Origin of the sequence: Stenotrophomonas sp. 24(2023) (genome assembly GCF_030913365.1) — a bacterium.
In the GTDB taxonomy this organism is placed as follows: domain Bacteria; phylum Pseudomonadota; class Gammaproteobacteria; order Xanthomonadales; family Xanthomonadaceae; genus Stenotrophomonas.
In genome coordinates this window covers 1121745-1146463 of the sequence record NZ_CP133160.1, presented here as the reverse complement: position 1 = coordinate 1146463, position 24719 = coordinate 1121745, and the positions used below count along the sequence as shown (strand labels likewise).

Annotated in this window: 24 protein-coding genes; 11 read left to right on the top strand and 13 right to left on the bottom strand. The window is 68.4% G+C overall.

The genetic code is table 11. The annotated features are described in order from the left end of the window. Positions 1-28 precede the first annotated feature (28 nt). The gene (locus Q9R17_RS05045) at positions 29-1087 is read right to left on the bottom strand and encodes an NAD(P)-dependent alcohol dehydrogenase (protein WP_308157347.1); all 1059 of its coding nucleotides are present in this window, start codon (positions 1085-1087) and stop codon (positions 29-31) included. A 107-nt stretch (positions 1088-1194) separates the two neighbouring features. Between Q9R17_RS05045 and Q9R17_RS05040 the strand changes: the two genes are divergently transcribed. Continuing rightward, positions 1195-2079 (top strand): LysR family transcriptional regulator, encoded by an 885-nt coding sequence (locus Q9R17_RS05040; RefSeq protein ID WP_308157346.1) that lies wholly within the window; start codon positions 1195-1197, stop codon positions 2077-2079. A 16-nt stretch (positions 2080-2095) separates the two neighbouring features. Here Q9R17_RS05040 and Q9R17_RS05035 read toward each other — a convergent pair whose 3' ends face one another. Continuing rightward, complete coding sequence (locus Q9R17_RS05035) at positions 2096-3913, bottom strand: hypothetical protein (protein ID WP_308157345.1); 1818 nt, start codon at positions 3911-3913, stop codon at positions 2096-2098. Positions 3914-4096: 183 nt separating this feature from the next. On the opposite strand from Q9R17_RS05035, the gene frmR reads away from it, so the two are divergent. From frmR to Q9R17_RS05015, 4 genes are all read left to right on the top strand, one after another. Beyond that, positions 4097-4372, top strand: a complete 276-nt coding sequence (frmR, locus tag Q9R17_RS05030; RefSeq protein WP_308157344.1) for a formaldehyde-responsive transcriptional repressor FrmR — start codon at positions 4097-4099, stop codon at positions 4370-4372. Positions 4373-4429: 57 nt separating this feature from the next. Beyond that, complete coding sequence (locus Q9R17_RS05025) at positions 4430-5539, top strand: S-(hydroxymethyl)glutathione dehydrogenase/class III alcohol dehydrogenase (RefSeq protein ID WP_308157343.1); 1110 nt, start codon at positions 4430-4432, stop codon at positions 5537-5539. Positions 5540-5589: 50 nt separating this feature from the next. After that, positions 5590-6420: an S-formylglutathione hydrolase gene (gene fghA / locus Q9R17_RS05020; RefSeq protein WP_308157342.1), complete on the top strand. Its 831-nt coding sequence runs from the start codon at positions 5590-5592 to the stop codon at positions 6418-6420. A gap of 143 nt (positions 6421-6563) precedes the next feature. Further along, a complete protein-coding gene (locus Q9R17_RS05015) occupies positions 6564-8009 on the top strand; it encodes a GGDEF domain-containing protein (RefSeq protein WP_308157341.1) in 1446 nt (481 codons plus the stop codon). 40 nt (positions 8010-8049) lie between these two features. Here the strand turns inward: Q9R17_RS05015 and Q9R17_RS05010 are convergent, their stop codons facing one another. The 5 genes from Q9R17_RS05010 to Q9R17_RS04990 form a co-directional block, all read right to left on the bottom strand. Next, positions 8050-8388 (bottom strand): hypothetical protein, encoded by a 339-nt coding sequence (locus Q9R17_RS05010; RefSeq protein ID WP_308157340.1) that lies wholly within the window; start codon positions 8386-8388, stop codon positions 8050-8052. A 78-nt stretch (positions 8389-8466) separates the two neighbouring features. Then, complete coding sequence (locus tag Q9R17_RS05005; RefSeq protein ID WP_308157339.1) at positions 8467-9408, bottom strand: DegV family protein; 942 nt, start codon at positions 9406-9408, stop codon at positions 8467-8469. Positions 9409-9501: 93 nt separating this feature from the next. Then, positions 9502-10134: a 2-hydroxychromene-2-carboxylate isomerase gene (locus tag Q9R17_RS05000; RefSeq protein WP_308157338.1), complete on the bottom strand. Its 633-nt coding sequence runs from the start codon at positions 10132-10134 to the stop codon at positions 9502-9504. Between the two features lie 16 nt (positions 10135-10150). After that, entirely contained in the window at positions 10151-11413 is a 1263-nt protein-coding gene (locus Q9R17_RS04995; RefSeq protein ID WP_308157337.1) for an amidohydrolase family protein, read from the bottom strand. Continuing rightward, complete coding sequence (locus Q9R17_RS04990) at positions 11413-12819, bottom strand: amidohydrolase (protein WP_308157336.1); 1407 nt, start codon at positions 12817-12819, stop codon at positions 11413-11415. The genes Q9R17_RS04995 and Q9R17_RS04990 overlap by 1 nt, the downstream gene beginning before the upstream one ends. Before the next feature lie 158 nt (positions 12820-12977). On the opposite strand from Q9R17_RS04990, the gene Q9R17_RS04985 reads away from it, so the two are divergent. After that, positions 12978-13754 (top strand): AMP nucleosidase, encoded by a 777-nt coding sequence (locus Q9R17_RS04985; protein WP_308157335.1) that lies wholly within the window; start codon positions 12978-12980, stop codon positions 13752-13754. A 43-nt stretch (positions 13755-13797) separates the two neighbouring features. After that, positions 13798-14337, top strand: a complete 540-nt coding sequence (locus Q9R17_RS04980; RefSeq protein ID WP_308157334.1) for a DUF924 family protein — start codon at positions 13798-13800, stop codon at positions 14335-14337. A 158-nt stretch (positions 14338-14495) separates the two neighbouring features. On the opposite strand, the gene grxD is transcribed toward Q9R17_RS04980, so the two are convergent. The 4 genes from grxD to Q9R17_RS04960 form a co-directional block, all read right to left on the bottom strand. Beyond that, positions 14496-15422: a Grx4 family monothiol glutaredoxin gene (gene grxD, locus Q9R17_RS04975; RefSeq protein ID WP_308157333.1), complete on the bottom strand. Its 927-nt coding sequence runs from the start codon at positions 15420-15422 to the stop codon at positions 14496-14498. A gap of 104 nt (positions 15423-15526) precedes the next feature. Further along, on the bottom strand, positions 15527-15892 hold the full coding sequence (locus tag Q9R17_RS04970) for a hypothetical protein (protein ID WP_308157332.1): 366 nt from the start codon (positions 15890-15892) through the stop codon (positions 15527-15529). Positions 15893-15959: 67 nt separating this feature from the next. After that, complete coding sequence (locus Q9R17_RS04965; protein ID WP_308157331.1) at positions 15960-16571, bottom strand: SGNH/GDSL hydrolase family protein; 612 nt, start codon at positions 16569-16571, stop codon at positions 15960-15962. Positions 16572-16573: 2 nt separating this feature from the next. Continuing rightward, complete coding sequence (locus Q9R17_RS04960; RefSeq protein ID WP_308157330.1) at positions 16574-17848, bottom strand: pyridoxal phosphate-dependent aminotransferase; 1275 nt, start codon at positions 17846-17848, stop codon at positions 16574-16576. 123 nt (positions 17849-17971) lie between these two features. Here Q9R17_RS04960 and rsgA point away from each other — a divergent pair, with 123 nt between their 5' ends. From rsgA to gstA, 3 genes are all read left to right on the top strand, one after another. Beyond that, positions 17972-19069 carry a ribosome small subunit-dependent GTPase A gene (rsgA, locus tag Q9R17_RS04955; protein WP_308157329.1) on the top strand — a complete coding sequence of 366 codons (1098 nt, stop codon included), beginning with the start codon at positions 17972-17974 and terminating at the stop codon, positions 19067-19069. A 219-nt stretch (positions 19070-19288) separates the two neighbouring features. After that, positions 19289-20158, top strand: a complete 870-nt coding sequence (gene yghU, locus Q9R17_RS04950) for a glutathione-dependent disulfide-bond oxidoreductase (RefSeq protein WP_308157328.1) — start codon at positions 19289-19291, stop codon at positions 20156-20158. 42 nt (positions 20159-20200) lie between these two features. After that, the gene (gstA, locus tag Q9R17_RS04945; protein ID WP_308157327.1) at positions 20201-20812 is read left to right on the top strand and encodes a glutathione transferase GstA; all 612 of its coding nucleotides are present in this window, start codon (positions 20201-20203) and stop codon (positions 20810-20812) included. Positions 20813-20835: 23 nt separating this feature from the next. Here the strand turns inward: gstA and Q9R17_RS04940 are convergent, their stop codons facing one another. Together Q9R17_RS04940 and gor are read right to left on the bottom strand one after the other, a co-directional pair. Then, complete coding sequence (locus Q9R17_RS04940) at positions 20836-21744, bottom strand: LysR family transcriptional regulator (RefSeq protein ID WP_308157326.1); 909 nt, start codon at positions 21742-21744, stop codon at positions 20836-20838. 61 nt (positions 21745-21805) lie between these two features. Next, positions 21806-23194, bottom strand: a complete 1389-nt coding sequence (gene gor, locus Q9R17_RS04935) for a glutathione-disulfide reductase (RefSeq protein ID WP_308157325.1) — start codon at positions 23192-23194, stop codon at positions 21806-21808. A 207-nt stretch (positions 23195-23401) separates the two neighbouring features. On the opposite strand from gor, the gene Q9R17_RS04930 reads away from it, so the two are divergent. Next, positions 23402-24655 (top strand): flavohemoglobin expression-modulating QEGLA motif protein, encoded by a 1254-nt coding sequence (locus Q9R17_RS04930; protein ID WP_308157324.1) that lies wholly within the window; start codon positions 23402-23404, stop codon positions 24653-24655. Positions 24656-24719: the final 64 nt, after the last annotated feature.

Here is a 24719-nt window from a genome sequence, read left to right as displayed (position 1 = left end):
GGTTTTTGCGTTTCACGCAGCGGTTGGATCAGGCCGCGTTCTTCAGCGTGGCCATGTCGATCACGAAGCGGTAGCGCACGTCGTTCTTCTGCATGCGGTCCCAGGCTTCGTTGACGTCCTTGATGTCGATCACTTCAACGTCGCTGACGATGTTGTGCTTGGCGCAGAAGTCCAGCATTTCCTGCGTTTCGGCCATGCCGCCGATGCCCGAGCCGGCCACGCTCTTGCGGCCGAAGATCAGGTTGCCACCGGTCAGCGGCGGGTCCATCTCGGTGATCACGCCGACCATGCACATGGTGCTGTCGCGCTTGAGCAGGCTCATGTACGGGTTGGTGTCATGGCCGACCGGCACGGTGTTGAGCAGGAAGTCGAAGCTGTTGGCGTGGGCCTTCATCTGTGCCGGGTCACGCGAGACCAGCACGTCATCGGCGCCCAGGCGCTTGGCATCGGCACCCTTCTCCGGGCTGGTGGTGATCATCACCACGGTGGCGCCCATCGCCTTGGCGAACTTCACGCCCATGTGGCCCAGGCCACCTAGGCCGATCACGCCGACCTTCTGGCCGGGGCCGACCTTCCAGTGGCGCAGCGGCGAATAGGTGGTGATGCCGGCGCACAGCAGCGGCGCGGCGGCCTTCAGGTCCAGCGTTTCGGAGACCTTGACCACGAAGCGCTGCTCGACCACAACGTGGTCGGAGTAGCCGCCCTGGGTGAGTTCGCCGCTGACGCGTTCGCGCGAATTGTAGGTCCAGGTCGGGCCCTGTTCGCAGTACTGCTCCAGGTCGTGTTCGCAGGCGTCGCAGGTGCGGCAGGAATCGACCATGCAGCCCACGCCGGCAATGTCGCCCACCTTCAGGCGGGTGACGTTGGCGCCGACCTCGACCACCCGGCCGATGATCTCGTGGCCCGGCACCATCGGGAACTGGGCGCCGCCCCAGTCGTCGCGGGCCTGGTGCAGGTCCGAATGGCAGATGCCGCTGTAGAGGATGTCGATGCGGATGTCGTCCGGACCCACCGCGCGGCGCTCGAAGCTGAAGGGCTTGAGCGGGGCGGTGTTGTCGGTGACGGCGTAACCACGGGCGAGGGACATGGGGAATCCTTGGCAGGGTTTGTGGGAAAGCGCTTTACAATACGCCCCGGGATCGGGCCCAAGAAGCCCGGATATCGGCATGATTCATCAAGTCTGGCAGGATAATCGTGGCTTCGGACAACCTCACCCATCTGGCCGCCTTCGCCGCCGTCGCCCGCCACCGCAACTTCCGTCGTGCGGGGGCTGAGCTGGGCTTGTCGACCTCGGCGGTCAGTTATGCCATCCGCGCGCTGGAGGAACGGCTGGGGGTGGGCCTGTTCCACCGCACCACGCGCAGCGTGGCCCCCACTGAAGCCGGCCAGCGCCTGCTGGAACGCCTGCAGCCTGCACTGGAGCAGGTGAACGAGGCGTTGGAAGAGATGAACCGCTTCCGCGCCGCGCCGGCCGGCCTGCTGCGCATCAACGCCACGCGTGCGGCGGTGGGCACCCAGCTGCGGCCGCGGCTGGTGCGTTTCCTGCAGCTGCACCCGGACGTGCGGGTCGAGCTGACCGAAGACGAGGACCTGGTGGACATCGTGGCCGATGGGTACGACGCAGGCGTGCGCCTGCATGAATCGGTACCGGAAGACATGGTGGCGGTGCCGTTGGGGCCGCCGCTGCGTGGCCTGATCGTGGCCTCGCCGGCCTACCTGCAGCGCCGGCCGGCGCCCCGGCACCCGCGCGAGCTGGTCCAGCATGAGTGCATCCGTTTCCGCTTCGTGAGCGGCCGCGTCTACAAGTGGCAGTTCGAGCGCGACGGCCAGGCGCTGGAGGTGGACGTGCCCGGGCGGCTGACCCTGGGCAACCAGAGCAGCATCATCGGTGCGGTGCTTGATGGCATCGGCCTGTCCTACGTGCTGGAGGACGCTGCGCGGCCTTATCTGGACGATGGCCGCATGGTGGCGGTGCTGGAAGACTGGTGCGATGTGTTCCCGGGCTTTGCGCTGTACTACCCCAAGCAGCGGCAGATGACCGCTGCCCTGCGGGCGTTCGTGGACATGCTGCGCGAGTAGCGCGGCCTGCGGGGAGTCACGACCGGGTGCGGGGCACCGTGTTTTCCCGCAGCAGGTGTACCGTGAACGCCGCTGCGGACTCCGCCGCCTGTTGCTGGTTCTGCGTCTTGTTCGTTGATTTCTTTCCATCCGCCCAGTCACAGACCGCCTTGACCAGCAGCCATTGGACATTGGCGTTCCGTCCGGCGACGTACAGCCCGGCGCCTTCCATCTCCCCGCCGATGGCTTCGGGTGCCATGGCCAGGATCGCATCCCGGTAGTCGAGGTTGTCGATCAGCTTTTCGCCGCTGAGGATGAGGCCGATCTTGAGCTTGGCAGCCTCCTGCGGCCAGCACAGTTGTGCATGCTGGACCCAGTTCAACATGGCCGGGGAAGCGGTGGCCTTGTCCCCGCGCAGCCTGATCGAACCATCGTTGTTGATCCGCTGCAGCTCGTAGGACTGGATCTGTCCGGAGACCAGCAGGGTGCCGATGGGCTGCTTCTTCCGGTCGGTACCAAAGGCGATGCCCACCATCAGCACGGCATCGGGCTTGATCGCCTCGATGCTGCGGCGGATGGACTCCTGCGATCCGTCCAGCCCGCCCGAACCCATGCCCGAGATCTGGTGGAAGACCTGGAAATCCCCCAGCATGCCGAAATCGCGGTAGGTGAAGTTGTCGATGCGGAGGGGGACTGCCTCCTGCCCGGTGGCCTGGACAAGCGCATCGCGCAACGCCCGTGATTCCACGTCGGTAACCGTGATGATGAGCAGGCGGGTGGAAGGGGTCGTCATGGTGGGCGGCCTGGAGGGGAGCGGAAGCGTGGAAGGCGGGGCGTGGGCGGTGGGCGCTGCGGCGGCGGTGTTCAACCGTGCCAGCAGTGCCGGCAATGCGAATTCCCGGGTGAGCAGGGACCAGATTTTCTGGCCGGAGATGCTGCCGGTGATGGACGCGGCGGGGTCACCGATGGCGGCGGCCAGATCGGCGCTGACAGGCTGGCGCCCGCGCAGCTGGTAGCGCGTCACGGCGGCCAGTTCCAGCATTGCCGCAGCATTGTGGAACCGCTTGAGGTTCATCCGTGCCGCATCGGGGGGGGCATGCGCCGGCACATAGGCGGCAAGCCCTTGCTTGTCGGCCAGCAGCAACGTGTCATCCAGCTGGTGTGCCTGGTTCTTCTCCAGCACGGTGCGCACGATGCCAGCGTTCAGGCCGGGATGCCCGGTCAGTGCACTTGCCAGGCGCTCGTTGACCGGTTCGCAGGGAATGCCCGAGGCCTGGACATGCAGTGCCGGCAGTATCTGCGGCGACGGGGCCAATGCCGGGGTCATGCTGCCCGATGCCGTGATGGCCAGGATCTGCCGGCTCAGTTCCCACAGGTCGTGCAGCGACGCCAGCTTCTGCAGCCCGCCCCAGTCGGTCTGCTCATCGATGTCCAGCATCGACAGCTGCACGGTCGTGCACAGCACCTGGCCATGCACGTGGAAGGCATAGTTGACGCCGGTGGACTGGCCGGGCAATACGAACGCATGGCGGTAGGGAAAGCGGTTTTCCGCAATGCCCAGGGCCGCCCGGACGTCGCGCAGCGCGTGGTGGAACCTGTCGGTGGGGGCCAGCACCACCGGTGCGTCCTGCAGATGGAAATCCCCGCCCAGCGAACGGACGAAGGTCCTGCCGCCTGCGCGGTTGAACAGACCATGGGGACGGCAGAGCTCATGCAATGCTGCGCCAAGCGGGAGAACCGTTTTCCACAGCAGGGTGACGTGAAATTTCATGCGTGTCCGGATGGGTGGGCAAGGAGGGCATCGAACCCTCTCTCTCCCGGAAAACCGGGCTCTCCAAAAGACATGCCCCCACAAGGCGGTGTCATGGCGTGGCCATCGCCGCATGGTAACCGGTGGTCGTGCGGACTTCCAAGGATGATGTGCCCGTGGCCATCCCGTGGCCACCGGCCGTGCGGGCCCCGGTGCAGGGGCGCCGCTGCCATCCGGCGCCCTTTTCATTATACTGTCCCCCAGTATAGTTCCCGCCGTGAGCCTGCCATGCCGCACTCCCCTGAAGAGAAGAAGAAGGTCCTGGCCCGGGTGCGCCGCATCCGTGGCCAGTGCGATGCGCTGGACCGGGCCCTGGAGGCGGGCGCCGACTGCGGACCGGTGCTGCAGCAGATCGCGGCCATCCGTGGCGCCGTGAACGGGTTGATGTCCGAAGTGATGGAAGCCCACCTGCGCGAGGAATTCGGCCAGCCGGCCGCATCTGCCGAACAACGTGCCGAACGCGTGCGTGACATGAGCGCCTTGATCCGCTCCTACCTGAAATAAGCCCTGGCGCCCCGCAGCGCCACCCCGTGTCCCCCGCTTTTCCTTGGAGAACCCACCATGAAATCCCGTGCCGCCGTCGCCTTTGGTCCCGGCCAGCCGCTGCAGATCGTCGAGATCGACGTCGCCCCGCCGAAGGCCGGCGAAGTGCTGGTCAAGATCACCCACACCGGTGTCTGCCACACCGATGCGTTCACCCTGTCCGGCGATGACCCGGAAGGCCTGTTCCCGGTCGTGCTGGGCCATGAAGGCGCCGGCATCGTGGTGGAGGTGGGCGAGGGCGTGACCAGCGTCAAGCCGGGCGACCACGTCATTCCGCTGTACACCGCCGAGTGCGGTGAATGCCTGTTCTGCAAGAGCGGCAAGACCAACCTGTGCGTGTCGGTGCGCGCGACCCAGGGCAAAGGCGTGATGCCCGACGGCACCAGCCGCTTCAGCTACAACGGCGCGCCGATCTACCACTACATGGGCTGCTCGACCTTCAGCGAGTACACCGTGGTGGCCGACGTGTCGCTGGCAAAGATCAACCCGGAGGCGAACCCGGAACACGTCTGCCTGCTCGGCTGCGGCGTCACCACCGGCATCGGCGCGGTGCACAACACCGCCAAGGTGCAGGAAGGTGACAGCGTGGCCGTGTTCGGCCTCGGCGGCATCGGCCTGGCGGTGATCCAGGGGGCGCGCCAGGCCAAGGCCGGCCGCATCATCGCGGTGGACACCAACCCGTCCAAGTTCGAACTGGCGCGCGAGTTCGGTGCCACCGACTGCATCAACCCGAAGGACTTCGACAAGCCGATCCAGCAGGTCATCGTGGAAATGACCACCTGGGGCGTGGACCACAGCTTCGAGTGCATCGGCAATACCAGCGTGATGCGTGCGGCGCTGGAATGCGCGCACCGTGGCTGGGGCCAGAGCGTGGTGATCGGCGTGGCCGGTGCCGGCCAGGAGATCTCCACCCGTCCGTTCCAGCTGGTCACCGGCCGCAAGTGGATGGGCACCGCCTTCGGCGGCGTGAAGGGCCGCAGCCAGCTGCCGGGCATGGTGGAAGACGCGATGAAGGGCGATATCGAGCTGGCCCCGTTCGTGACCCACACCATGGATCTGGACAAGATCAACGAAGCCTTCGACCTGATGCACGAGGGCAAGTCGATCCGCTCCGTCGTCCACTACTGAACCACGCCGGGTGGCGGGCCATCGTGCCTGCCGCCCCCGGGAGGAACCCCATGGAACGCATCGAACACCGCGCCTGCTTCGGCGGCTGGCAGGATGTCTACCGCCATCATTCGTCCACGCTGGGCTGCGACATGCAGTTTGCGATCTACCTGCCGCCGCAGGTGGCGGACGGACCGTTGCCGGTGCTGTACTGGCTCAGCGGCCTGACCTGCACCGAGCAGAACGTCATCACCAAGGCCGGTGCGCAGCGCTACGCCGCCGAACACGGGGTGATCGTCGTTGCGCCCGATACCAGCCCGCGCGGTGACGCCGTGGCCGACGCCGAGGGCTACGACCTGGGCAAGGGGGCGGGCTTCTACCTCAATGCCACCGAGCAGCCGTGGGCCAGGCACTACCGCATGCACGACTACGTGGCCCACGAACTGCCCGCGCTGATCGAGGCCAATTTCCCGGTGACCGGCGCGCGTGGCATCAGCGGCCATTCGATGGGCGGCCATGGCGCGCTGGTGATCGCGCTGCGCAACCCGGGGCGCTACCGCAGCGTGTCGGCGTTCTCGCCGATCGTGGCGCCCAGCCAGGTCCCGTGGGGCCAGAAGGCGTTCACCGCCTATCTGGGCCCGGACCGCAGCACCTGGGCAGCCTGGGATGCCAGCGCACTGGTGGCCGGCGCGCAGGAACGGCTGCCGTTGCTGGTGGACCAGGGCGATGCCGATGAGTTCCTGCAGGTCCAGCTGCAGCCGCAGCACCTGCAGCAGGCCTGCGCGGCTGCCGGGCACCCGCTGACCCTGCGCCTGCAGCCGGGCTACGACCACAGCTACTACTTCATCGCCAGCTTCATCGGCGAGCACATCGCCCACCACGCCGGCGCACTGCACGGCTGACACGGGCCGCGCATGGCCTGGGCGCCGGGCCGATGCCCGGCGTGCCGGGGCCCGGCATCGCCGCACGGGGGCGCTGGATCACGCCGCCGTGGCGGTACGGCACGCTATGGTGGGTGCAGACGGGCCTGCGACAGGGAACAGGCATGCCGGTACTGCTGGCGCTGCTGTACGTGCTCTGCCACGGCATGGTCGTGGCGTTCTGGCCGGGGACGGCCGGCGGGGGATCGTTCGTGTTCCTGGTCGCCGCGCCGTTGCTGGCGGCGGCGGCTTGTCTGCTGCGCGCCCGCCGCGACCGCGCCGCGCTGGGCTGGCGCGCCACCGCACTGGCGCTGCTGCTGTGGGCCGGGGGCATGGGCGTCAACATGATCGATGCGCTGGGCGCCGGCCGGGCCAACATCACGCCCACGGCCAGCCTGCTGCTGTACGTGCTGTATGGCGTGCCGCTGGTGTTCATCCTGGCCCGGGCGCGGCGCGAGCGCTGGAGCATCAGCCTCATCGACGGGGGAATGGCCGCCCTGCTGGGCGTGCTGTTCTTCGTGCACACCCGCTCCTTCGCCGACCGCATCGACGTCGACAGCCATGCCCTGGCGCTCATGCAGCGCATGTTCGACATCCAGAACCTGTGCATCGCCGCATTCGCGGTGGTGCGCTGGCTGGCCGGCGATGTACCCGAGCGCCGGGTCTTCTTCCGCGCGCTGGCGCTGTATGCACTGGCCTACCTGGGGGTCGCGTTCTACATCAACCATTACACCGCCGAGCAGTCCTTCGGCGCCTACAACGACCTGCTGATCGACGTGCCGTTCCTGCTGCTGGCCCTGCTGGCGCTGCGGCGGGCACCGGTACCCGGCGGGGTGCTGCACCCGCAGCTGTCGCGGCTGGTCCAGGCCGGAGGCCCGATCATCCTGCCGTTGCTGCTGCTGGTGGTGGGCACGCTGGTGGTGGACCATGCGCGCGCCCTGGCGCTGGCCGGCTTCGTCGTGGCCACGCTGGGCTTCGGCCTGCGCAGCACGCTGCTGCAGAGCGACCTGCTGGCCCGCCAGGCCGCGCTGGACCGCCTGGCCCATCAGGATGGCCTGACCGGGGTCGCCAACCGTCGCCAGTTCGATACCCTGCTGCAGGCCGAATGGAACCGCGCACGCCGCAGCGGCGCGGCGCTGGCGCTGCTGCTGGTTGACATCGATCATTTCAAAGCGTTCAACGACGCACATGGCCACCCCGCCGGCGATCGCTGCCTGCGCGCGGTCGCTGCCGTACTGCAGTCCACCGCCGGGCGGGCTGCCGACAGCGTGGCGCGTTATGGCGGGGAGGAATTTGCAGTGATCGTGCCGGCCAGCACGCTGTCAGGGGTGCTGGCGCTGGCCGAGCGCCTGCGCCTGGCGGTGGAAGCGCTGACCCTGCCCGAAGGCCCGGTCAGCATCAGCATCGGCGTGGGATACCTGCATCCCCCGGCGATGGCCAGTGCCGACCAGTTGCTGGCCGATGCCGATGCCGGCCTGTACGCGGCCAAGCGTGCCGGACGCAACCAGGTGGTCCTGCATGCGCGGGTGCTTGACGATGGGAGCAGCGGGGAAGGCGTGATCGATTGTTGACCGCGGTAGCGCCGGGGGGAGTACGGCCCGGGGACACCCCTCAGCGCACGTCGCGCAGTTCCCAGTGGTGGCCGGCCAGCAGGCGCAGGCGCTGCTTGAACACGTCACTGTCGATGCGGGTGGTGGCGACCAGGTTGATGCGCAGGTCCTTCTGTTCGCCGGTCACGGTGGCGTCCGGATCGGTGACCCCCCACTGCGGCTCCACCGCATCCGGATCGGGCTGCTTGGCACGCCAGCGCTCGAACAGGGTGCCGCTGCGCAGTGCGTCCTGCAGTTCCTCGGCGAAGCCGGCGGCGCCCTGCGAACGGAAGGACAGGTCAGGGTCGTTGCCGCGGGCCTTGGACGGGTCGGGCAGGCTGATGTGGTACTGCGCAGGCATGGTGATCTCCTTCTGGTACGGCAAGGCTGGCACAGGCGCGGTGGAATCGGCGTGCAGAGGTGGCCGTGCAGCCCACGGTCATTCGAAGCGGTGCGGCCCGTCGGCGAAGCCCACGGTCACCGCGCCCTTGCCGACGTTGACCATGCCGGTCAGGCTCATCACCGATTCGTACACCGTCACCCCGTGCGCGGCGCAGACCTCCTTCATCTGCGCATAGCCGGGCAGGGCGCGCAGGTCCTCCAGTTCACCGCCATAGCTGACACAGACGCTGGGGGTCATCAGGCCGGCACGCACGCGCTGGCCGACCACGCCGAACAGCTTCTGCACGGCGTTGTCGAAGCCCTTGATCTTGGCCACCGGGCCGGTTTCACCGCGGTAGCCGTGCAGCACCGGCTTGATGTCCAGCGCACTGCCCAGCGCGGCGCTGAGCAGGCCCACGCTGCGGTCGCCCTTGTGGCGGGCGCGGGCGCGCATGTAGTACAGGTCGCGGGTGATCATGTAGCCGTGCACGTTGCCGGCCAGTTCTTCCAGCCGCTCGCGGATCTGCTGCACGCTGGCACCACTGTCGCGCAGGCGCACCGCTTCCACTGCGGTCACCGCCTGGGCGGCGAACAGGTTCTGGGTGTCGAGCACGCGCAGGGCGAAGGGCGAGTTGTACCCTGCCGCCTGGCGCACCGGCTTGTAGTCGTTGAGGATGGCGAAGCTGGCCTGCATCGCGTTGTCGTGGATCGGGCTGCGCGTGCGCGTGATCGTCATGCAGAACACGTGGTCGTAGTCGATCACCAGGCGTTGCAGGAACAGGTCGCGGATCTGGTTGACGGTGAAGGGAATGGTTTCCGCTTCGGCGCCATGTTCGGCCACATGCGCATGCAGGAACCCCAGCGTGGCCTGTTCGTCGCGGTGGTCGGCCAGTACGGCCTCGCCGATGCGCACGGTGATGGGCAGCAGCACGATGTTGTGCTGGGCGATGAAGTCCTGCGGCAGGTCACAGGCAGAGTCGACGACGATTCCGATGCGCATCTGCGGGCCCCCTCCGGCCGGTAGTAGTGTCGGAAACGTGAAAACTATCGCAGAACTGAGGCCGCCGCGCGAGGTATACGCGACGGCGGGGTGTCAGCGGTTGCGGTGGATGGACACCGGAAGCGTTTCCAGTGCCTGCCAGTCCGGGCGTTGCAGCAGGGTGGGGTCGGCCAGCACGGCGGCCATCAGCGGGTGCGCATCGTTGCCCCAGAACAGCTCGCTGCCGACAGCCAGCGTCGGCACGCCGAACACGCCGGCGGCGATGGCGGCTTCGGTGTTGCGGCGCAGCTGCTCCTTGACCGCCGCATCGGCGGTGGCGGCCTGGACATCGCTGATGCCCAGCGCTTCGGCCACCGGCGCCAGCGCCTGTGCGCTGTCACCGGCATTGCCATCGCGCCAGATCCAGTTGAACAGGGCATCCACCGCCGCGCTGCCGGCACCGGCCGCCAGGCACAGCCGCAACGCGGCCAGCGGGTTGAACGGATGGCCGGGCGGGAAGCGCAGCGGCACGCCTTCCTGCTCGGCCGTCCAGGCCAGCTGCCGGTACATGAAGCGCCGCTTGGCCGGTATCTCCGCCGGCCCCAGGTTGCCCAGGTGGTGCAGCACCGCGCCGAAGGCGATCGGTACCGGCACGATCTGGCCGAACTGCGGCAGCCGCTTGAGCTTCTGCCAGTGCAGGTAGGAATAGGGCGAAACGAAGTCGAAGTACCAGCGCAGCGGGGTCATGGCAGGGCCTGCAGGATCAGGGAGTGGCGGTGCGTTGCAGGTAGCGGTCGCGCAGGTCGCTCTGGCGCGAGCGCATCGGCTGCGCGCGGCCGTCCAGCCAGACCTGTTCGGCATAGTGCGCCACGTCCAGCGGGTCACCTTCCCACAGCACCAGGTCGGCGCGCTTGCCGACGTCCAGCGTGCCGATCTGGTCGCCCACGCCCAGCACCTGCGCCGGCACCCGGGTCAGGCCGGCCAGGCCATCGGCCCAGGGCAGCCCATTGGCCACCGCATTGCCGGCCAGCTGGCGCATCTTGCGGGCATTGTGCGAGTTGTCGCCGCGCTGGGCGAAGCTGACCGGCACGCCGGCACGCTGCAGGCGGGCGGCGTTTTCCAGGGTGGCGCCGATCTGGTCGAAGCTGTCGGGCAGGTTGCCCAGGGCATCGACGAACACCGGTACCTGCGCACGCGCCAGTTCCGGGGCCAGCTGCCAGGCTTCGGCGCCCCCGGCAATGGCGATGCGCACCTTTTCGCGGGCGGCCCAGCGCAGCAGCTGGCGGATGTCCGCGGCGCGGTCCAGGGCCACCACGATGCGGCCCTGGCCGGCCAGGTACTGGGCCAGGGTGCGGCGCCCGGCCGGTGTCAGCAGGGCATGCGGCGAATCGGCAGCGACCTTGCCGCGGGCTTCGTCCACCATCTGCTGCAGCAGCATCCACTGTGCCGCGCGCGATTGCCCGGTCAGTTCGGCCGCGGCCGAACCCAGGCGCAGGAACAGCGCGTGCGGGCCGATCGGGTCGGCGCTGCCGTCCAGGCGCAGCACGCCGCCCTGGCCTGCCACGAAGCCACCGCCGGTACTGGCGCCCAGCAGGGTGAAGCCGAAGCCTTCCAGGCGCGTCACCGGCAGCAGTACCGAGGCCGGGTTGTACGCCAGGGTGACATCGAATTCCGGCCGCAACGGCTGCTCGCCCAGTTTCAGCGTGCTGTCCACGGTGCTCGATTCACCGCTGACCTCCTCCACGCCGATCTCGGTGATGCCGGCAAACAGGGCCGGTGTCAGCGGGCGGCCATTGGCGTCCACCACCGGCGTGCCGGCCGGGGCGGCCAGGCCGCTGCCGATGGCGCGGATGATGCCGCCCTGCACCAGCACATCGCTGCCCTGCAGGCTGCCGCGCGCGCTGGCCGTATGCACGGTGGCATTGCGCACCAGCAGGTCCTGCGCCGATGCGGTGGCCGCCAACAGCAGCAGCGCCACCACGGTAGCGCCGGGCCATGCCCGGCGTTGCTTGCGGGTCATCGCCATCACAGCACCTCCTGGCCCAGCTGGAAATCGGACCGCGGCGTGGCCGCGGGGTGGTTGCGGTCGTACTGCATGCGCCCGTCGATGAACACCTGCTCGGCGTGCGCGTAGCTGCTGAAGGGATTGCCGTTCCACACCACCACGTCGGCCATCTTGCCCGCTTCCAGCGTGCCGGTCTGGCCTTCGATGCCCAGCGAGCGGGCGGCGTTGGCGGTCATCCAGGCAATGGCGTGCTCGGGGGTGATGGCCGGCATGTTGGCGCGCCGGGCCGCGGCGATCACCTTGGCCGCTTCCTGGTTCAGGCGCTGGATGCCTTCGGGCGAATCGGAATGGACGATGGCGCAGCTGTTGGCCGGGCGGTCCACCAGCGCGATGTTTTCCGGAATGCCGTCGAAGGCTTCCATCTTGAAGCCCCACCAGTCGGCCCACAGCGCACCGCATACGCCTTCGGCGGCCAGCCGGTCGGCCAGCTTGTAGGCTTCCACGCCGTGGTGGAAGGCCGCGATCCTGAAGCCGAATTCCTTGGCCAGGTCGAGCATGGTGGCCATTTCATCGGCGCGGTAGCAGTGGATGTGCACGCGGATGTCGCCCTGGATCGCGCCGGCCAGCGTGTCCAGCTTCAGATCGCGCTTGCCACCGGCATCGCCGGCGCTGTCGCCCTTGTCGCTGCCGAACCAGCCCTTGCGCTTGGCCGGCTTCGGGCTGTTCTTGGCGATGTATTCGCTGGCATCGATGAAGGCGGCGCGGTAGCCGGCCACGTTGCCCATGCGCGTGCCGGGTGCCACGCCCTTGCCCCCGCCGTAGACGCGCTTGGGGTTTTCACCGCAGGCCATCTTCAGGCCCCACGGTGCGCCGGGGAACTTCATGGCCTGGTAGGTGGTGGCCGGCACGTTCTTCAGGGTGACCCCGCGGCCACCGACCAGGTTGGCCGAGCCCGGCAGCACCTGCATGGCGGTCACGCCGCCGGCCAGCGCCGCGGCGAAGCCGGGGTCCTGCGGCCAGACCGAATGCTCGGCCCAGACGTTGGCGGTGACCGGTGCGGTCATCTCGTTGCCGTCGCTGTGCGCGCCCACGCCGGGGCTGGGGTACACGCCCAGATGCGAGTGCACGTCGATCAGGCCGGGGGTGATCCACTTGCCGTGCGCGTCGATGCGCTGCACGTCGGCACCGGCCTGCAGGCCACGGCCGACCGCTTCGATGCGGCCATCGCGCAGCAGCACGTCGGCATCGTCCAGGCGCTGGCCGGTACCGGTCAGCACGGTGGCGTTGTGGATCAGCACCGGTGCGCCGGGCTGGGCACGGTAGGTGCTGGGGTAGGGGTCCTGTACGAAGCGCGAGGCCCCGGTGGCCGTGGCGGCGGTGAATGACAGCAGGGCCAGCCCCAGGCCGGCGCGCAACAACGAAGACATGCAGCTCCCTCTCGGCGGAATCCTCGAAGGGGACGACGCTAGCCGGGGGACAGGCGCATTGCCAAGTGCCCTTTTTCACTGCCCGGGCCGTCCATGCCTCGACGGCGGGCGGCCCGCTGCCGGAAAATACAGGCCATCGGCCGTACCGGAGCACCCCCATGAAAAGCAAGAAGGACATTGTCGACAACTGGCTGCCACGCTACACCGGCGTGCCGCTGGACCAGTTCGGCGAACACATCCTGCTGACCAACTTCGGCGGCTACCTGCATACCTTTTCCGAGCTGACCGGTGCCCCCATCGTCGGCCTGGACCGCCCGATGGCCAGTGCCACCGCCGATGGCATCACCCTGATCAACTTCGGCATGGGCAGCCCGAACGCGGCGATCATCATGGACCTGCTCTCGGCGGTGATGCCCAAGGCGGTGCTGTTCCTGGGCAAGTGCGGTGGCCTCAAGCGCAAGAACCAGCTGGGCGACCTGATCCTGCCGATCGCCGCCATCCGCGGCGAGGGCACGTCCAGCGATTACCTGCCGCCGGAGGTGCCGGCGCTGCCGGCGTTCGCCCTGCAGCGCGCGGTGTCCACGATGATCCGCGACCTGGGCCATGACTACTGGACCGGCACCGTCTACACCACCAACCGCCGGGTCTGGGAACACGACGAGGCCTTCAAGGAGCGCCTGCGGGCCATGCGCTGCATGGCCATCGACATGGAAACGGCCACCGTGTTCGCCGCCGGCTTCGCCAACCACATTCCCAGCGGTGCCCTGCTGCTGGTATCGGACCAGCCGATGGTCCCGGACGGGGTCAAGACCGAGGCCTCCGATGCCAAGGTCAGCTCCCAGTTCGTGGAAAACCATATCCAGATCGGCATCGAGGCGCTTAAGCTTATCCGGCGCAACGGCAAGTCGGTCCGCCACCTGCGCTTCGATGAATGATGACGGCGGCAGGGTGCCAGGCACCCGGGCCCGGGAGTAGGTGATGGACGTTGCCACGCAGGTGGTTGAATTCTGGAAAGACGCGGGCCCGGACAAATGGTTCGTCCGCGACGATGCGTTCGACGCACGCTTCCGCGAGCTGTTCCAGGATGAACACCATGCCGCCGCCGCACGCGGGCGCGAGCACTGGCTGTCCACTGCCGAAGGCGCGCTGGCGCTGATGCTGCTGCTGGACCAGTTCCCGCGCAACTGCTTCCGCGGTACCGCCCATTCCTATGCCACCGACGGCCTGGCCCGGCACTACGCCATGCGCGCCATCGAGGAAGGCCTGGACCTGCAGCTGGTACCCAAGCTGCGGGCCTTCATCTACCTGCCCTTCGAGCATTCGGAAGACCCGCTGGACCAGGACCGCTCGGTGGCGATGTTCGATGTGCTGGGGGACAAGGAGTACCTGGGCTACGCCGAACTGCACCGCGAGATCATCCGCCGCTTCGGCCGCTTCCCGCACCGCAATGCAGTGCTGGGCCGCATTCCGACCCCGGAAGAACTGGACTACCTGGCCGAGGGCGGCTTCGCCGGCTGAGCGGTGGATCTACCGGAAGCCGCGCCGCGTAGATCCACGCCATGCGTGGATCGCTTTTCCCGTGAACCACGGACAAAAAAACGCCGGCAGTCGCCGGCGTTTTCATTGTCGGGCCAGCCCCTTCCCGATGGGAAGGCTGCCGGCCCCGGCAGGGCGGATCAGTACTGCGGCACGCCGTTGTCGACGTTCTCCGACCAGGCATGGATACCGCCGGTCACGTTGTAGACCTGGGTGAAGCCCAGGGCGCGGAACTGCTCGGCGGCCTGGGCGCTGCGGCCACCGTGGTGGCACAGGAAGGCCAGCGCGGTGTCCTTGGGCAGCGCTTCCAGTTCGGCGCGGCCGTTGCCGTCGAAGGTCTTGAACGGCACGCCGACGGCGGCGATGGCGCGCTCGTCGGCCGGACGCACGTCCACCAGCAGCACGGCACCGGCGCGCACGCGGTCGTCGGCCTCGCGCACGTCCAGTTCCTGCACGGCCTTGGGTGCGTTCGGGTTGTCGATGGCCAGGCCCTTGCCGCGGATGTCGTCCACCCAGTCGATGGTGATGCCGTCGGCGCGGCGCGCGCTGGCCAGGTCGAACTGCACGCGCAGGCCGTTGGATTCGGCGGCGATGGCGGCGTCATCGTGCGGGGCCAGCTGGAAGTTCGGCTGGAAGCGCGCATCGATGCTCAGCTGCAGGGCGGCGCCCGGGGCATCGGCCAGCGCGCCCTTGAGCATTTCCACGGCGGCCGGGGTGACGGTGATCGACGGCGGGGTGCGGTCCGGCGCGGCCAGGCCCAGCACGCTGCTCAGCTCACCGCTGGCGGCCATCTGCAGGATGATGTCGCTGCCGCCGACCAGTTCCTGGTCGATGTACAGCTGCGGGATGGTCGGCCAGTCGCCATAGGCCTTGATGCCTTCGCGGATTTCCTGGTCGGCCAGCACGTTGACGTGGGCGAACTCCACGCCCAGGTCCTGCAGTGCGCCCACGGCCTTGGCCGAGAAGCCGCACTGCGGCATCGACGGCTGGCCCTTCATGAACAGCACGACGCGGTTGGCGTTGAGGATGGATTCGATGCGCGAGCGCAGGGCGGGGTCGAGGGACATGGTCGTGATCCGGACGGTTGAACCCGGCATTTTACCCCTGACCACCGGTGCGGGCATGACCGACAGGGGAACAATGCATTCGTGCGGCGTTGCCGAGGCTGCCCTCAGCCAGCGGGGGCCGGTTGTGCCCAGTGCTGGCCCGCCCACTGCACGGCGGCGATATGGCTGCCCAGCAGCACCAGGGCCAGCAGCAGGGCGACCACGCCCGGCAGGCGCCTGCGGCGGGCCTGCAGCAGGCTGCCCAGCGCCAGCAGCAGGGCCAGGCCCTGCAGGCCGGTGCTGACCAGCCCCAGCACGCCCAGGGTGGGGGCCATCACCAGGCCCTCGGCGGCGACGTGACGCTGCACCAGCAGCAGGCCCAGGCCGCTGGCGATCAGGAACAGCACCAGGCCCAGCAGGCTGACCCCCAGCGCGGCGATGCCCAGCGCGGAATGGCGCAGGCGCGGCGGGGGTGGGGAGGCTGGGGTCATCACGGTGGCCGGAGCGGGCAGGGGCCGAGTATGGCCGCCCGGCACAGGCACGGCCATTCAGCGGCGGTCAGCCCGCCAGCAGGCCCCGTGCCACCGGTTCGGCGCGCCGGGCCCACAGTGCATACATCGCGGCCGAGGGGTGCAGGCCGTCGCTGGCGATCATCGCCGGGTCATGGCCGTGGTCGCGGCTGATGCCGGTGATGTCCACGAACGCCACGCCGTGGCGGGCACTGGTCGCGGCTGCAGCGGCATTGAAGGCATCGGTCTCAGCGGCGATCCGGGCCAGGTCGCGACCACTGCCGGCACCGAACGGGGTCACGCCCCAGTCGGGGAAGGACAGCACCAGCACGCGGTCGGCGCGGCCACCGGCAAAACCGATCGCCCGTTCCAGCAGGGCCTGGAACTGGCCGTCGTATTCACCCAGTGGGCGGCCACGGTACTGGTTGTTGACGCCGATCAGCAGGCTGACGAAATCAAACGGCCCCTGTGGGCCGTCGCGGTCGATGCCGGCATCAAGCTCATCGGTGGTCCAGCCGGTGGTGGCGATGGTGTGCGGATCGTCCAGCGCGATGCCGGTGCCGCGCAGTGCTGCGGCCAGCTGGTGCGGCCAGCGGCCTTCCACCGCGACCGCTTCGCCGATGGTGTAGGAGTCGCCCAGGGCCAGGTAGCGCAGTGCCACGCTCAGGCGACCGAACGCCGCGGCTTCAGCGGCACCACCTTGGTGGCCGCTTCGGCACGGCGGGCCAGCACGCGGTCGATGCGCGCGAACACATCGCGCATCACCGTGGCTTCCGGCAGCAGGGTCACGCGGAAATGGTGGCGGTAGGGCACGTTGAAGCTGGAACCGGGCACCACCAGCACGCCTTCGTCGTTCATCAGCTGCAGGGCGAATGCGTGGTCGTCGAATGCCTTGGCGGCCGGGCCGACGACCGCCGGGAAGGCGTACAGCGCACCGGCCGGGGCCACCAGCGACAGGTGCTCGCTGGCGTTGCAGGCCTCGATCACCGCGCGCCGGGTTTCGTACAGGCGGCCACCGGGGGCACACAGCGCGGAAATGGTGTCCGGCCCGTTCACCGCGGCATCGATGGCGTACTGGCCGGGCACGTTGGCGCACAGGCGCAGGGCGCTGAGCAGGTCCAGCGCGGCGCGGAACTCGCCCAGGCGGGCCTCGTCGCCGCTCAGGTGGGCCCAGCCCACGCGCCAGCCGCAGGCGCGGTGCACCTTGCTCAGGCCGCTGAAGGTCAGGCAGGGCTGGTCGCCGGCCAGCGGCGCGACCGGCTGGAACACCGCATCGTCGTACAGGATCTGGTCGTAGATCTCATCGACCAGCAGCAGCAGGTTGTGCCGTCGCGCGATGTCCACCACGCGCTCGAGCAGTTCGCGCGGGTAGCTGGCGCCACTGGGGTTGTTCGGGTTGATCAGCACGATGGCGCGGGTGCGCGAGGACACCAGCGTCTCGATCTCGCTCGGGTCGGGCTGGAAGCCGTTCTCCGGCGCGCAGCGGTAGTACACCGGGCGGCCATCGTTGAGGATGGTCGCCGCCGACCACAGCGGATAGTCCGGCGAGGGCACCAGCACTTCGTCGCCCGGGTTGAGCAGGGCACGCAGGGACAGGTCGATCAGCTCGCTCACGCCGTTGCCGATGAACACCCGGTCCGGGTGGGCATCGGGGGCGCCACGGCGCGCATAGGCGGCGGCGACGGCTTCACGGGCCACCGGCAGCCCCTGCTGGTGGGTGTAGGGATCGGTGCGGCCCATGTCATCGGCGATGGCATGCTGCAGGTGCTCGGGCGCACGGAAGCCGAAGTTGCCCGGGTTGCCGATGTTGAGCTTGATCAGCTTGCGGCCCTGGGCCTCCAGTTCACGCGCTCGCCGGGCCAGTTCACCCCGGATTTCATAGCGCACTTCGGACAGGCGCTCGCGGGTGGCCAGGGGCTTGGGCGACGTGGTGGACATGGGCAGTGGGCCGTCAGTGGCGTGGAAACCCATGGTAGCGGAATTGTTGCAGTGCATGGCAAGGCCGCGCAGGGCCCGCCGGTGCTGGGCTGAGGGGCGGCCGGGCCGGGTAGAATGGCGGCGATGACCCCGACCCCCGATTTCACCGCCCTGCAGTCCATCGGCTGGCCCTGGCCTGGCCCGGCCGAGCAGTCTGACTGGCAGGCCTTGATGGCTGCCCACCCGGATGCCCGCCCGGCACGGGTGATCGAACAGCACCGCACCCATTATGTCGTGGCCGATGGCCCGGAGGCTTCGATCAAGGCCGAGTCGCTGCCGGAATGGCAGCGTCCGCGCTTCCCCAGCCATGAGCGCCCGGCGGTGGGTGACTGGGTGCTGCTGGAGGGCATCCGCATCGTCGCGCTGCTGCCGCGTCGTACCGCGATCAAGCGCGGCGCGGCCGGCGAGCATTACCACCAGCAGGTGATCGCGGCCAACATCGATACCGTCTTCATCGTCTGCGGCCTGGATGCGGACTTCAACCCGCGCCGGATCGAACGCTACCTGCTGCTGGTCGGCGGTGGTGGCGCCGAGCCGGTGGTGGTGCTGACCAAGGCCGACCAGACCGAGTACAGCGAAGACGCGCTGGCGGTGCTGGAGGAGCTGGAGATGCAGGGGATCGCCCTGCACGCAATCAACGGCCTGGATGCCGGCAGCGTGTCCGTGCTGGAGCCCTGGCTGGGCCCGGGCCGCACGGTGGTGCTGGTGGGCTCGTCCGGTGCCGGCAAATCCACGCTGACCAATACCCTGCTGGGCGAGCAGCGGATGAAGACCAACGCGGTGCGCGCCAACGATTCGCGTGGCCGCCATACCACCACCCACCGCGCGCTGATGCCGCTGCCGATGGGGGCGTGCCTGATCGACACCCCGGGCATGCGCGAGCTGAAGCCGACCGGTGAGGAAACCCTGTCCGAAGGCGGTTTTGCCGATATTGAAGCGCTGGCCGCCCAGTGCCGCTTCAACGATTGCATGCACCAGCAGGAACCGGGCTGCGCCGTGCGCGCGGCCATCGATGCCGGTGAGATCGAAGAGAGCCGCCTGCAGAACTACTTCAAGCTGAAGGAAGAGGTGGCTGCCGCTGCCGCCAAGCTGGCCGTACGCCAGGCCGAGACCGCGCAGGAGCGCGGCCGCAAGGGCAAGGGACAGCAGTTCCGCCCGGCCGGAAAGCCACGCCGGCGCTGACCCCGGCGCTTCACCCATGCGGCAGCGCGGGGCCCTGCCCGGTGCATTGTTCAGCGGGCTGAGCACTGAATTCGCGCGCGCCGCGTAGATCGGCCGGCCGTGCATTCCTAGACTTCTGCGCAGCGGTCGCGGCCTGTGCGCACGACCGCGCCGACGGCCTGGCGCGTTGCGCCCTGGCCACGACCTGTCATTCCGCGGGCGTATGCCCAGGAGCTCCGCATGCACGCCTCCCCCTTGCCCAACCAGCCGGCCGGCTATGTGCCGGACGCGGTCTGGTCGCCGAAATCCAATCACGGTGGCCAGTTCGCGGCCCTCAACCGCCCCGAATCCGGGGCGCGCTTCGAACGGCCGCTGCCGGTCGGCCGGCATCCCCTGCAGCTGTATTCGCAGGGCACGCCCAACGGCCAGAAGATCACCATTCTGCTGGAAGAGCTGCTGGCAGCCGGCCACGATGGCGCGGAGTACGATGCCTGGCTGATCGATATCTTCCAGGGCGAGCAGTTCGGCAGTGGTTTTGTCGAGGTGAACCCCAACTCGAAGATTCCCGCACTGGTGGATCAGAGTGCCACGCCGGGCATCCGGTTGTTTGAAAGCGGTTCGATCATGGTCTACCTGGCCGAGCGCTTCGGTGCGTTCCTGCCCATCGAACCGCGCGCACGGGCGCAGACCTTGAACTGGCTGATGTGGCAGATGGGCGCGGCGCCGTTCGTGGGCGGTGGGTTGGGGCATTTCTACGCATATGCGCCGATGAAGATCGAATATGCGATCGATCGCTACGCCATGGAAACCAAGCGCCAGCTGCACGTACTGGATACCCATCTGGCCCGCCACGAGTTCCTGGCCGGTGACCAGTACACCATCGCCGACATGGCGGTGTGGCCGTGGTACCCGGGCAGCCTGTACGGCGTATACAACGCCCATGCGTTCCTGCAGGTGGAGCAGTACACCCATCTGCTGCGCTGGTACACGGCGGTGGGCGCGCGCCCGGCGGTCGATCGCGGCCGCCGCGTGAACCGCAGCAACGGCGCACCCGGCCAGTTCCTGCGCGAACGCCATGATGCTTCCGATTTCGATGCACTGCAGCGCTGACCGCTGCCGCAGCATCCCGCTTGTCCCCACCCTGGAACCTGCATGAAACTCTATTACGCCCTTGGCTCCTGTGGCCTGTCGCCGCAGATCGCGCTGCGCGAGGCCGGCCTGGCCTTCGAACTGGTCAAGGTCGATTTCGCGACCAAGCAGACCGACGAAGGTGATTACCTGGCGGTGACACCGAAGGGCTTCGTGCCCGCACTCGCGCTGGAGGATGGTGATGTACTGACTGAAGGCGCAGTGATCCTGCAGTGGATCGCCGACCAGCACCCGCAGCACGCGCTGCTGCCGCCACCGGGCAGCCGTGAACGCTACACCGCACTGGAATGGCTGAACTTCGTGGCCACCGACCTGCACAAGGGCATGGCGGTGATGTTCTCGCCGCTGGTCGGGGCTGCGTCGAAGGCCCGCTTTGCCGAGGGCAACCTGGCCAGCCGTTTCGCACATGTAGACGCGCACCTGCACAGCAACGATTACCTGCTGGGCGATTCCTTCAGCCTGGCCGATGCTTACCTGTACAACGTGCTGTGCTGGCCGCCGCGGGTGGGCATCGACCTGTCCGCCTACACCGCCATCGCCGCGTACATGGCGCGCATGGCGCAGCGGCCCAGCGTGCAAGCCGCGCGACAGGCCGAAGGCCTGCCCAACGACTGAGCGCAGCAGCGTCCCGGCGTGCCTCAGCGCAGGGTCGGGTGTGCGGCGAACAGGGCCGCCGCCCAGTCCACGAACACGCGCACCTTGGCCGGCAGGTGCCGGTTCTGCGGGTACACCACGTGGATCGGCAGCGGCTCGTTGGTCCAGTCTTCCAGCACCGGCAGCAGGCGGCCGTCATCGATCATGGCGGCCATCAGGAAGCGTGCCATCTGCACGATGCCCAGTCCGGCGGCACCGGCGGCGGTATAGGCATGGCTGTCACTCAGTGCCATCTGGCTGGGCAGGGCGAACTGCAGCTGTTCGCCACCACGGGCGAAGTACCAGTCAAAAGCCCTGCCACTGCGCACCGAAAAATAGTTGATGCAGCGGTGCTGCACCAGATCGTGCGGGTGCAGGGGCCGCCCGTGTTTCTGCAGGTAGCCCGGCGAAGCACAGGTGGCGTAGTGCATGGTCCCGATGCGGCGTGCGACCAGATTCGAATCCGCCAGCCGGCGGCCACCGCGGATGGCGCAGTCAACGCCTTCCTCCACCAGGTCCACCTGCCGGTCGCTGCAGCCCAGTTCCAGCTGGATCTCCGGGTAGCGCGCCAGGAAATCCGGCAGCGCCGGCACCAGTACATCGTTGGCCAGCCCGGTGGGGGCATCCACGCGCAGCCGCCCGCTGGGGCGAAGGCGCGTGTGGAACAGGCTGTCGTCGGCATCACGCACGTCCGCCAGGATGCGCACGCAGCGTTCGTAGTAGGCGGCCCCTTCGGCGGTGACACTGACCCGGCGCGTGGTGCGGTTCAGCAGCGTGGCTGCCAGCGAGGTCTCCAGCGCCTGTATCAGCGTGGACACCGTGGCCTTGGGCAGCTTCAGGGTCTCGGCGGCGCGGGTGAAGCCCCCCGCATCCACCACCTGCACGAAGACTTCCATCGCCTGCAGCTTGTTCATCCCGGTCTCCGTCGCTGGCGGACATCACGCAGGGGCGCATCGCAGACGCGCCTGCTTTGCCTCAGGTGCGTTCACCCTTGTGGATGCGGTAGCTCGGAGTGTACATCGTGACCAGTTCCTCGGCGGCCGTGGGGTGCACGGCCATGGTGCGGCCGAACGCTTCCTTGCTGAGCCCGGCCTTGAGTGGAATGGCCAGCAACTGCGCCATCTCGCCGGCATCGTGGCCCAGGATGTGGGCCCCCACCACGGTGCGGCTGGCCGCATCGACCACCAGCTTCATCACCATGCGGTCGGTGCGCCCGGACAGCGTGGCCTTCATCGGGCGGAAGCGGGCCAGGTAGACCTCGACGTCCTCGTGGCACCTGGCGGCCTCCTCTTCGGACAGGCCGACCGTGCCGATTTCCGGCTGCGAGAACACGGCGGTGGCGATCAGTTCGTGGTCCGGCGCGGTGGGCTGGTTGCGGTACTCGGTGTCGATGAAGCACATCGCCTCATGGATCGCGACCGGGGTCAGCTGCACGCGGTTGGTGACATCGCCCAGTGCGTAAATGCCCGGCACCGAGGTGCGCGAGTAGGCATCGACGATGATCGCGCCGCGTTCATCGGTATCCACGCCCACCGCCTCCAGTCCCAGCCCGCGCGTATTCGGCTCGCGGCCGAGCGCCAGCATCACCGCATCGGCCGCCAGCGACTGGCCGCTCAACGTCGTGGCCACCAGGCCGCCACCATCGGCGCGTTGTACCTGTTCGATGACATCGGTCAGCAGAATGCGGATGCCTTTCTCTTCCATCGCCGCGTGCAGGCCCTGGCGCAGGTCGTGGTCGAAGCGCGAGAGGATTTCCTGCCCGCGGTAGATCAGCGTCACCTCCACCCCCAGGCCATGGAAGATGTTGGCGAACTCCACGGCGATGTAGCCGCCGCCGGCAATCAGGATCGAGCGCGGCAGGGTCTTCAGGTCGAAGGCCTCGTTGGAGGAAATGCACAACTCGTGGCCGGGCAGGGCCGCATGCGGGTTGGGCAGTGCACCGGTGGCAATGACGATGCGTTCGGCGGTGCAGGTAACGCCGCTGCCCACCCGTTGCACCGTGTGCGGCCCAACCAGGATGGCACGGTCGTCGATGATCTGCGCACCGTGGTTGTCCAGGCCACTACGGTAGAGCCCCTCCAGGCGCGCGATTTCCGTGTCCTTGGCGGCTTTCAGCGTCTGCCAGTCAAAACGGGTTTCGCCCACGTTCCAGCCATAGCCGGCCGCATCCTTGAAGTGCTCGTGGAACTGCGAGGCATACACGAACAGCTTCTTGGGCACGCAGCCGCGGATCACGCAGGTGCCTCCCCAGCGCGACTCCTCGGCGATGGCCACACGCTTGCCCAGCGAGGCCGCCATGCGTGCGGCGCGCACGCCACCGGAGCCGCCACCGATCACGAACAGGTCATAGTCATACGCAGCCACGGTGAAGTTCCTTGTTGAGAAGGGTTGCCACGGCAAGCGGCGGCGAACAGGGGGGAAGGGCGTGGGCGCCCGCTCCGCGTAGGGTGGGCGTTGCCGGGCCGCAGATAAAGCGCCCGGCGGCGAACGAACTGTTCAGGCGGCCGAACAATACGGCCCTGGCTTCCGTGCAGGGCAGCCGGCGGCCTGCCGGGGCGTTATAGTCGGCCCATGGAACCGACTGCGACGCTGGACCGTGACATTGCCCACCACGCCGTGCTCGATGCGCAGCTGGTGCAGGCCGTAGGGGGCATCAAGCTGCTGGGGCTGACCAGCTGGCCGGCCGCAGTGCAGGCCCCTTTCCTGGACAGCGTGGCGCGCGGGCAGCCGCAGCTGCCGCAGGTGGACTACCCCCGTCTCGACTTCAGCCAGGAGCGTCGCGCGCTGGCCGCGATCATGGCCGACTGCGATGAAGGCCATCCCCTGGGGCGCTATGTGCGCGAATCCGCACAGAGCTGGGATGTGGCCGCGCAGCTGCTGGAAGGGCTGGGAACGGCGACCGTGGATGCCTGCGCGGTGCAGTTGTTCGGTGCACCCGAGCAGCCGCTGCCCGGCAACGGCCCCAGCACGCGTGAGGCGGCACGGCATTTCATCCAGATCGCCTCCGAGCTGGACAGTGAACTGCTGGCACCGGAGGAGCAGGTGCCGGTGTCGGCCACCGCGCTGCAACTGCAGCTGCAGAACGACCTGGACGCGTTCTTTGAATCGCGCATCATCCAGGTGCAGCTCGACCCGGACCTGGTATCGAAGGCCGCGGCCGGCCCGACCCGCATCCGCCTGCGCACCAGCGCACGCTTCAGTGCTTACGACCGCGCGCAGCTGTTCCACCATGAAGCACTGGTGCATTCACTGACCGCGCTTAACGGGCGTGAGCAGCATGTGCTGCCCAGCCTGGCGCTGTCCTCGCCGCGGGTGACGGCCACGCAGGAGGGGTTGGCCACGTTTGCCGAGCAGATCACCGGCAGCATCGACATTGAGCGGCTCAAGCGCATCAGCCTGCGTACCGAGGCCATTGCGATGGCCCGCGAGGGCGCGGATTTCATCGAGGTCTACCGCTATTTCTGCGAGGCCGGGCAGAACCCGGAAGAGAGCTTCGCCTCGGCGCAGCGCGTATTCCGCGGCGTGCCGCCGAGCGGCGGCCTGGCCTTCACCAAGGACACGGTGTACCTGCGCGGGCTGGTCTCGGTGCATACTTTCTTCCGCCACATGCTGGCCGAAGACCGCCTGCAGGTCTGCCGCTGGTTGTTTGCCGGCAAGATGCGGCTGGACGATGCGATCGCGTTCGCCCCGCTGTTCGAGGCCGGCGTACTGGCACCGCCGCGCTGGCTGCCGCACTGGGTGAGCCGGGCCAATGGCCTGGCCGGCATGCTGGCGTTCTCGCTGTTCGCCAACCGCATCCGCATGGACCAGCTGGCACCGGAATGAAGGGCCCGCGCCCTCCCCGCGCAGCGTGGATCTACCCGTTCTTCAGTAGATCCACGCCATGCGT

Excerpts from the sequence above, each read along its gene's own strand:
- Q9R17_RS05045 (WP_308157347.1), bottom strand. The coding sequence starts at position 1,087 with ATGTCCCTCGCCCGTGGTTACGCCGTCACCGACAACACCGCCCCGCTC.
- frmR (WP_308157344.1), top strand. The coding sequence starts at position 4,097 with ATGCCGCACTCCCCTGAAGAGAAGAAGAAGGTCCTGGCCCGGGTGCGC.
- Q9R17_RS05025 (WP_308157343.1), top strand. The coding sequence starts at position 4,430 with ATGAAATCCCGTGCCGCCGTCGCCTTTGGTCCCGGCCAGCCGCTGCAG.
- fghA (WP_308157342.1), top strand. The coding sequence starts at position 5,590 with ATGGAACGCATCGAACACCGCGCCTGCTTCGGCGGCTGGCAGGATGTC.
- Q9R17_RS05015 (WP_308157341.1), top strand. The coding sequence starts at position 6,564 with ATGCCGGTACTGCTGGCGCTGCTGTACGTGCTCTGCCACGGCATGGTC.
- Q9R17_RS05010 (WP_308157340.1), bottom strand. The coding sequence starts at position 8,388 with ATGCCTGCGCAGTACCACATCAGCCTGCCCGACCCGTCCAAGGCCCGC.
- Q9R17_RS05005 (WP_308157339.1), bottom strand. The coding sequence starts at position 9,408 with ATGCGCATCGGAATCGTCGTCGACTCTGCCTGTGACCTGCCGCAGGAC.
- Q9R17_RS05000 (WP_308157338.1), bottom strand. The coding sequence starts at position 10,134 with ATGACCCCGCTGCGCTGGTACTTCGACTTCGTTTCGCCCTATTCCTAC.
- Q9R17_RS04995 (WP_308157337.1), bottom strand. The coding sequence starts at position 11,413 with ATGGCGATGACCCGCAAGCAACGCCGGGCATGGCCCGGCGCTACCGTG.
- Q9R17_RS04990 (WP_308157336.1), bottom strand. The coding sequence starts at position 12,819 with ATGTCTTCGTTGTTGCGCGCCGGCCTGGGGCTGGCCCTGCTGTCATTC.
- Q9R17_RS04985 (WP_308157335.1), top strand. The coding sequence starts at position 12,978 with ATGAAAAGCAAGAAGGACATTGTCGACAACTGGCTGCCACGCTACACC.
- Q9R17_RS04980 (WP_308157334.1), top strand. The coding sequence starts at position 13,798 with ATGGACGTTGCCACGCAGGTGGTTGAATTCTGGAAAGACGCGGGCCCG.
- grxD (WP_308157333.1), bottom strand. The coding sequence starts at position 15,422 with ATGTCCCTCGACCCCGCCCTGCGCTCGCGCATCGAATCCATCCTCAAC.
- Q9R17_RS04970 (WP_308157332.1), bottom strand. The coding sequence starts at position 15,892 with ATGACCCCAGCCTCCCCACCCCCGCCGCGCCTGCGCCATTCCGCGCTG.
- Q9R17_RS04960 (WP_308157330.1), bottom strand. The coding sequence starts at position 17,848 with ATGTCCACCACGTCGCCCAAGCCCCTGGCCACCCGCGAGCGCCTGTCC.
- rsgA (WP_308157329.1), top strand. The coding sequence starts at position 17,972 with ATGACCCCGACCCCCGATTTCACCGCCCTGCAGTCCATCGGCTGGCCC.
- yghU (WP_308157328.1), top strand. The coding sequence starts at position 19,289 with ATGCACGCCTCCCCCTTGCCCAACCAGCCGGCCGGCTATGTGCCGGAC.
- gstA (WP_308157327.1), top strand. The coding sequence starts at position 20,201 with ATGAAACTCTATTACGCCCTTGGCTCCTGTGGCCTGTCGCCGCAGATC.
- Q9R17_RS04940 (WP_308157326.1), bottom strand. The coding sequence starts at position 21,744 with ATGAACAAGCTGCAGGCGATGGAAGTCTTCGTGCAGGTGGTGGATGCG.
- Q9R17_RS04930 (WP_308157324.1), top strand. The coding sequence starts at position 23,402 with ATGGAACCGACTGCGACGCTGGACCGTGACATTGCCCACCACGCCGTG.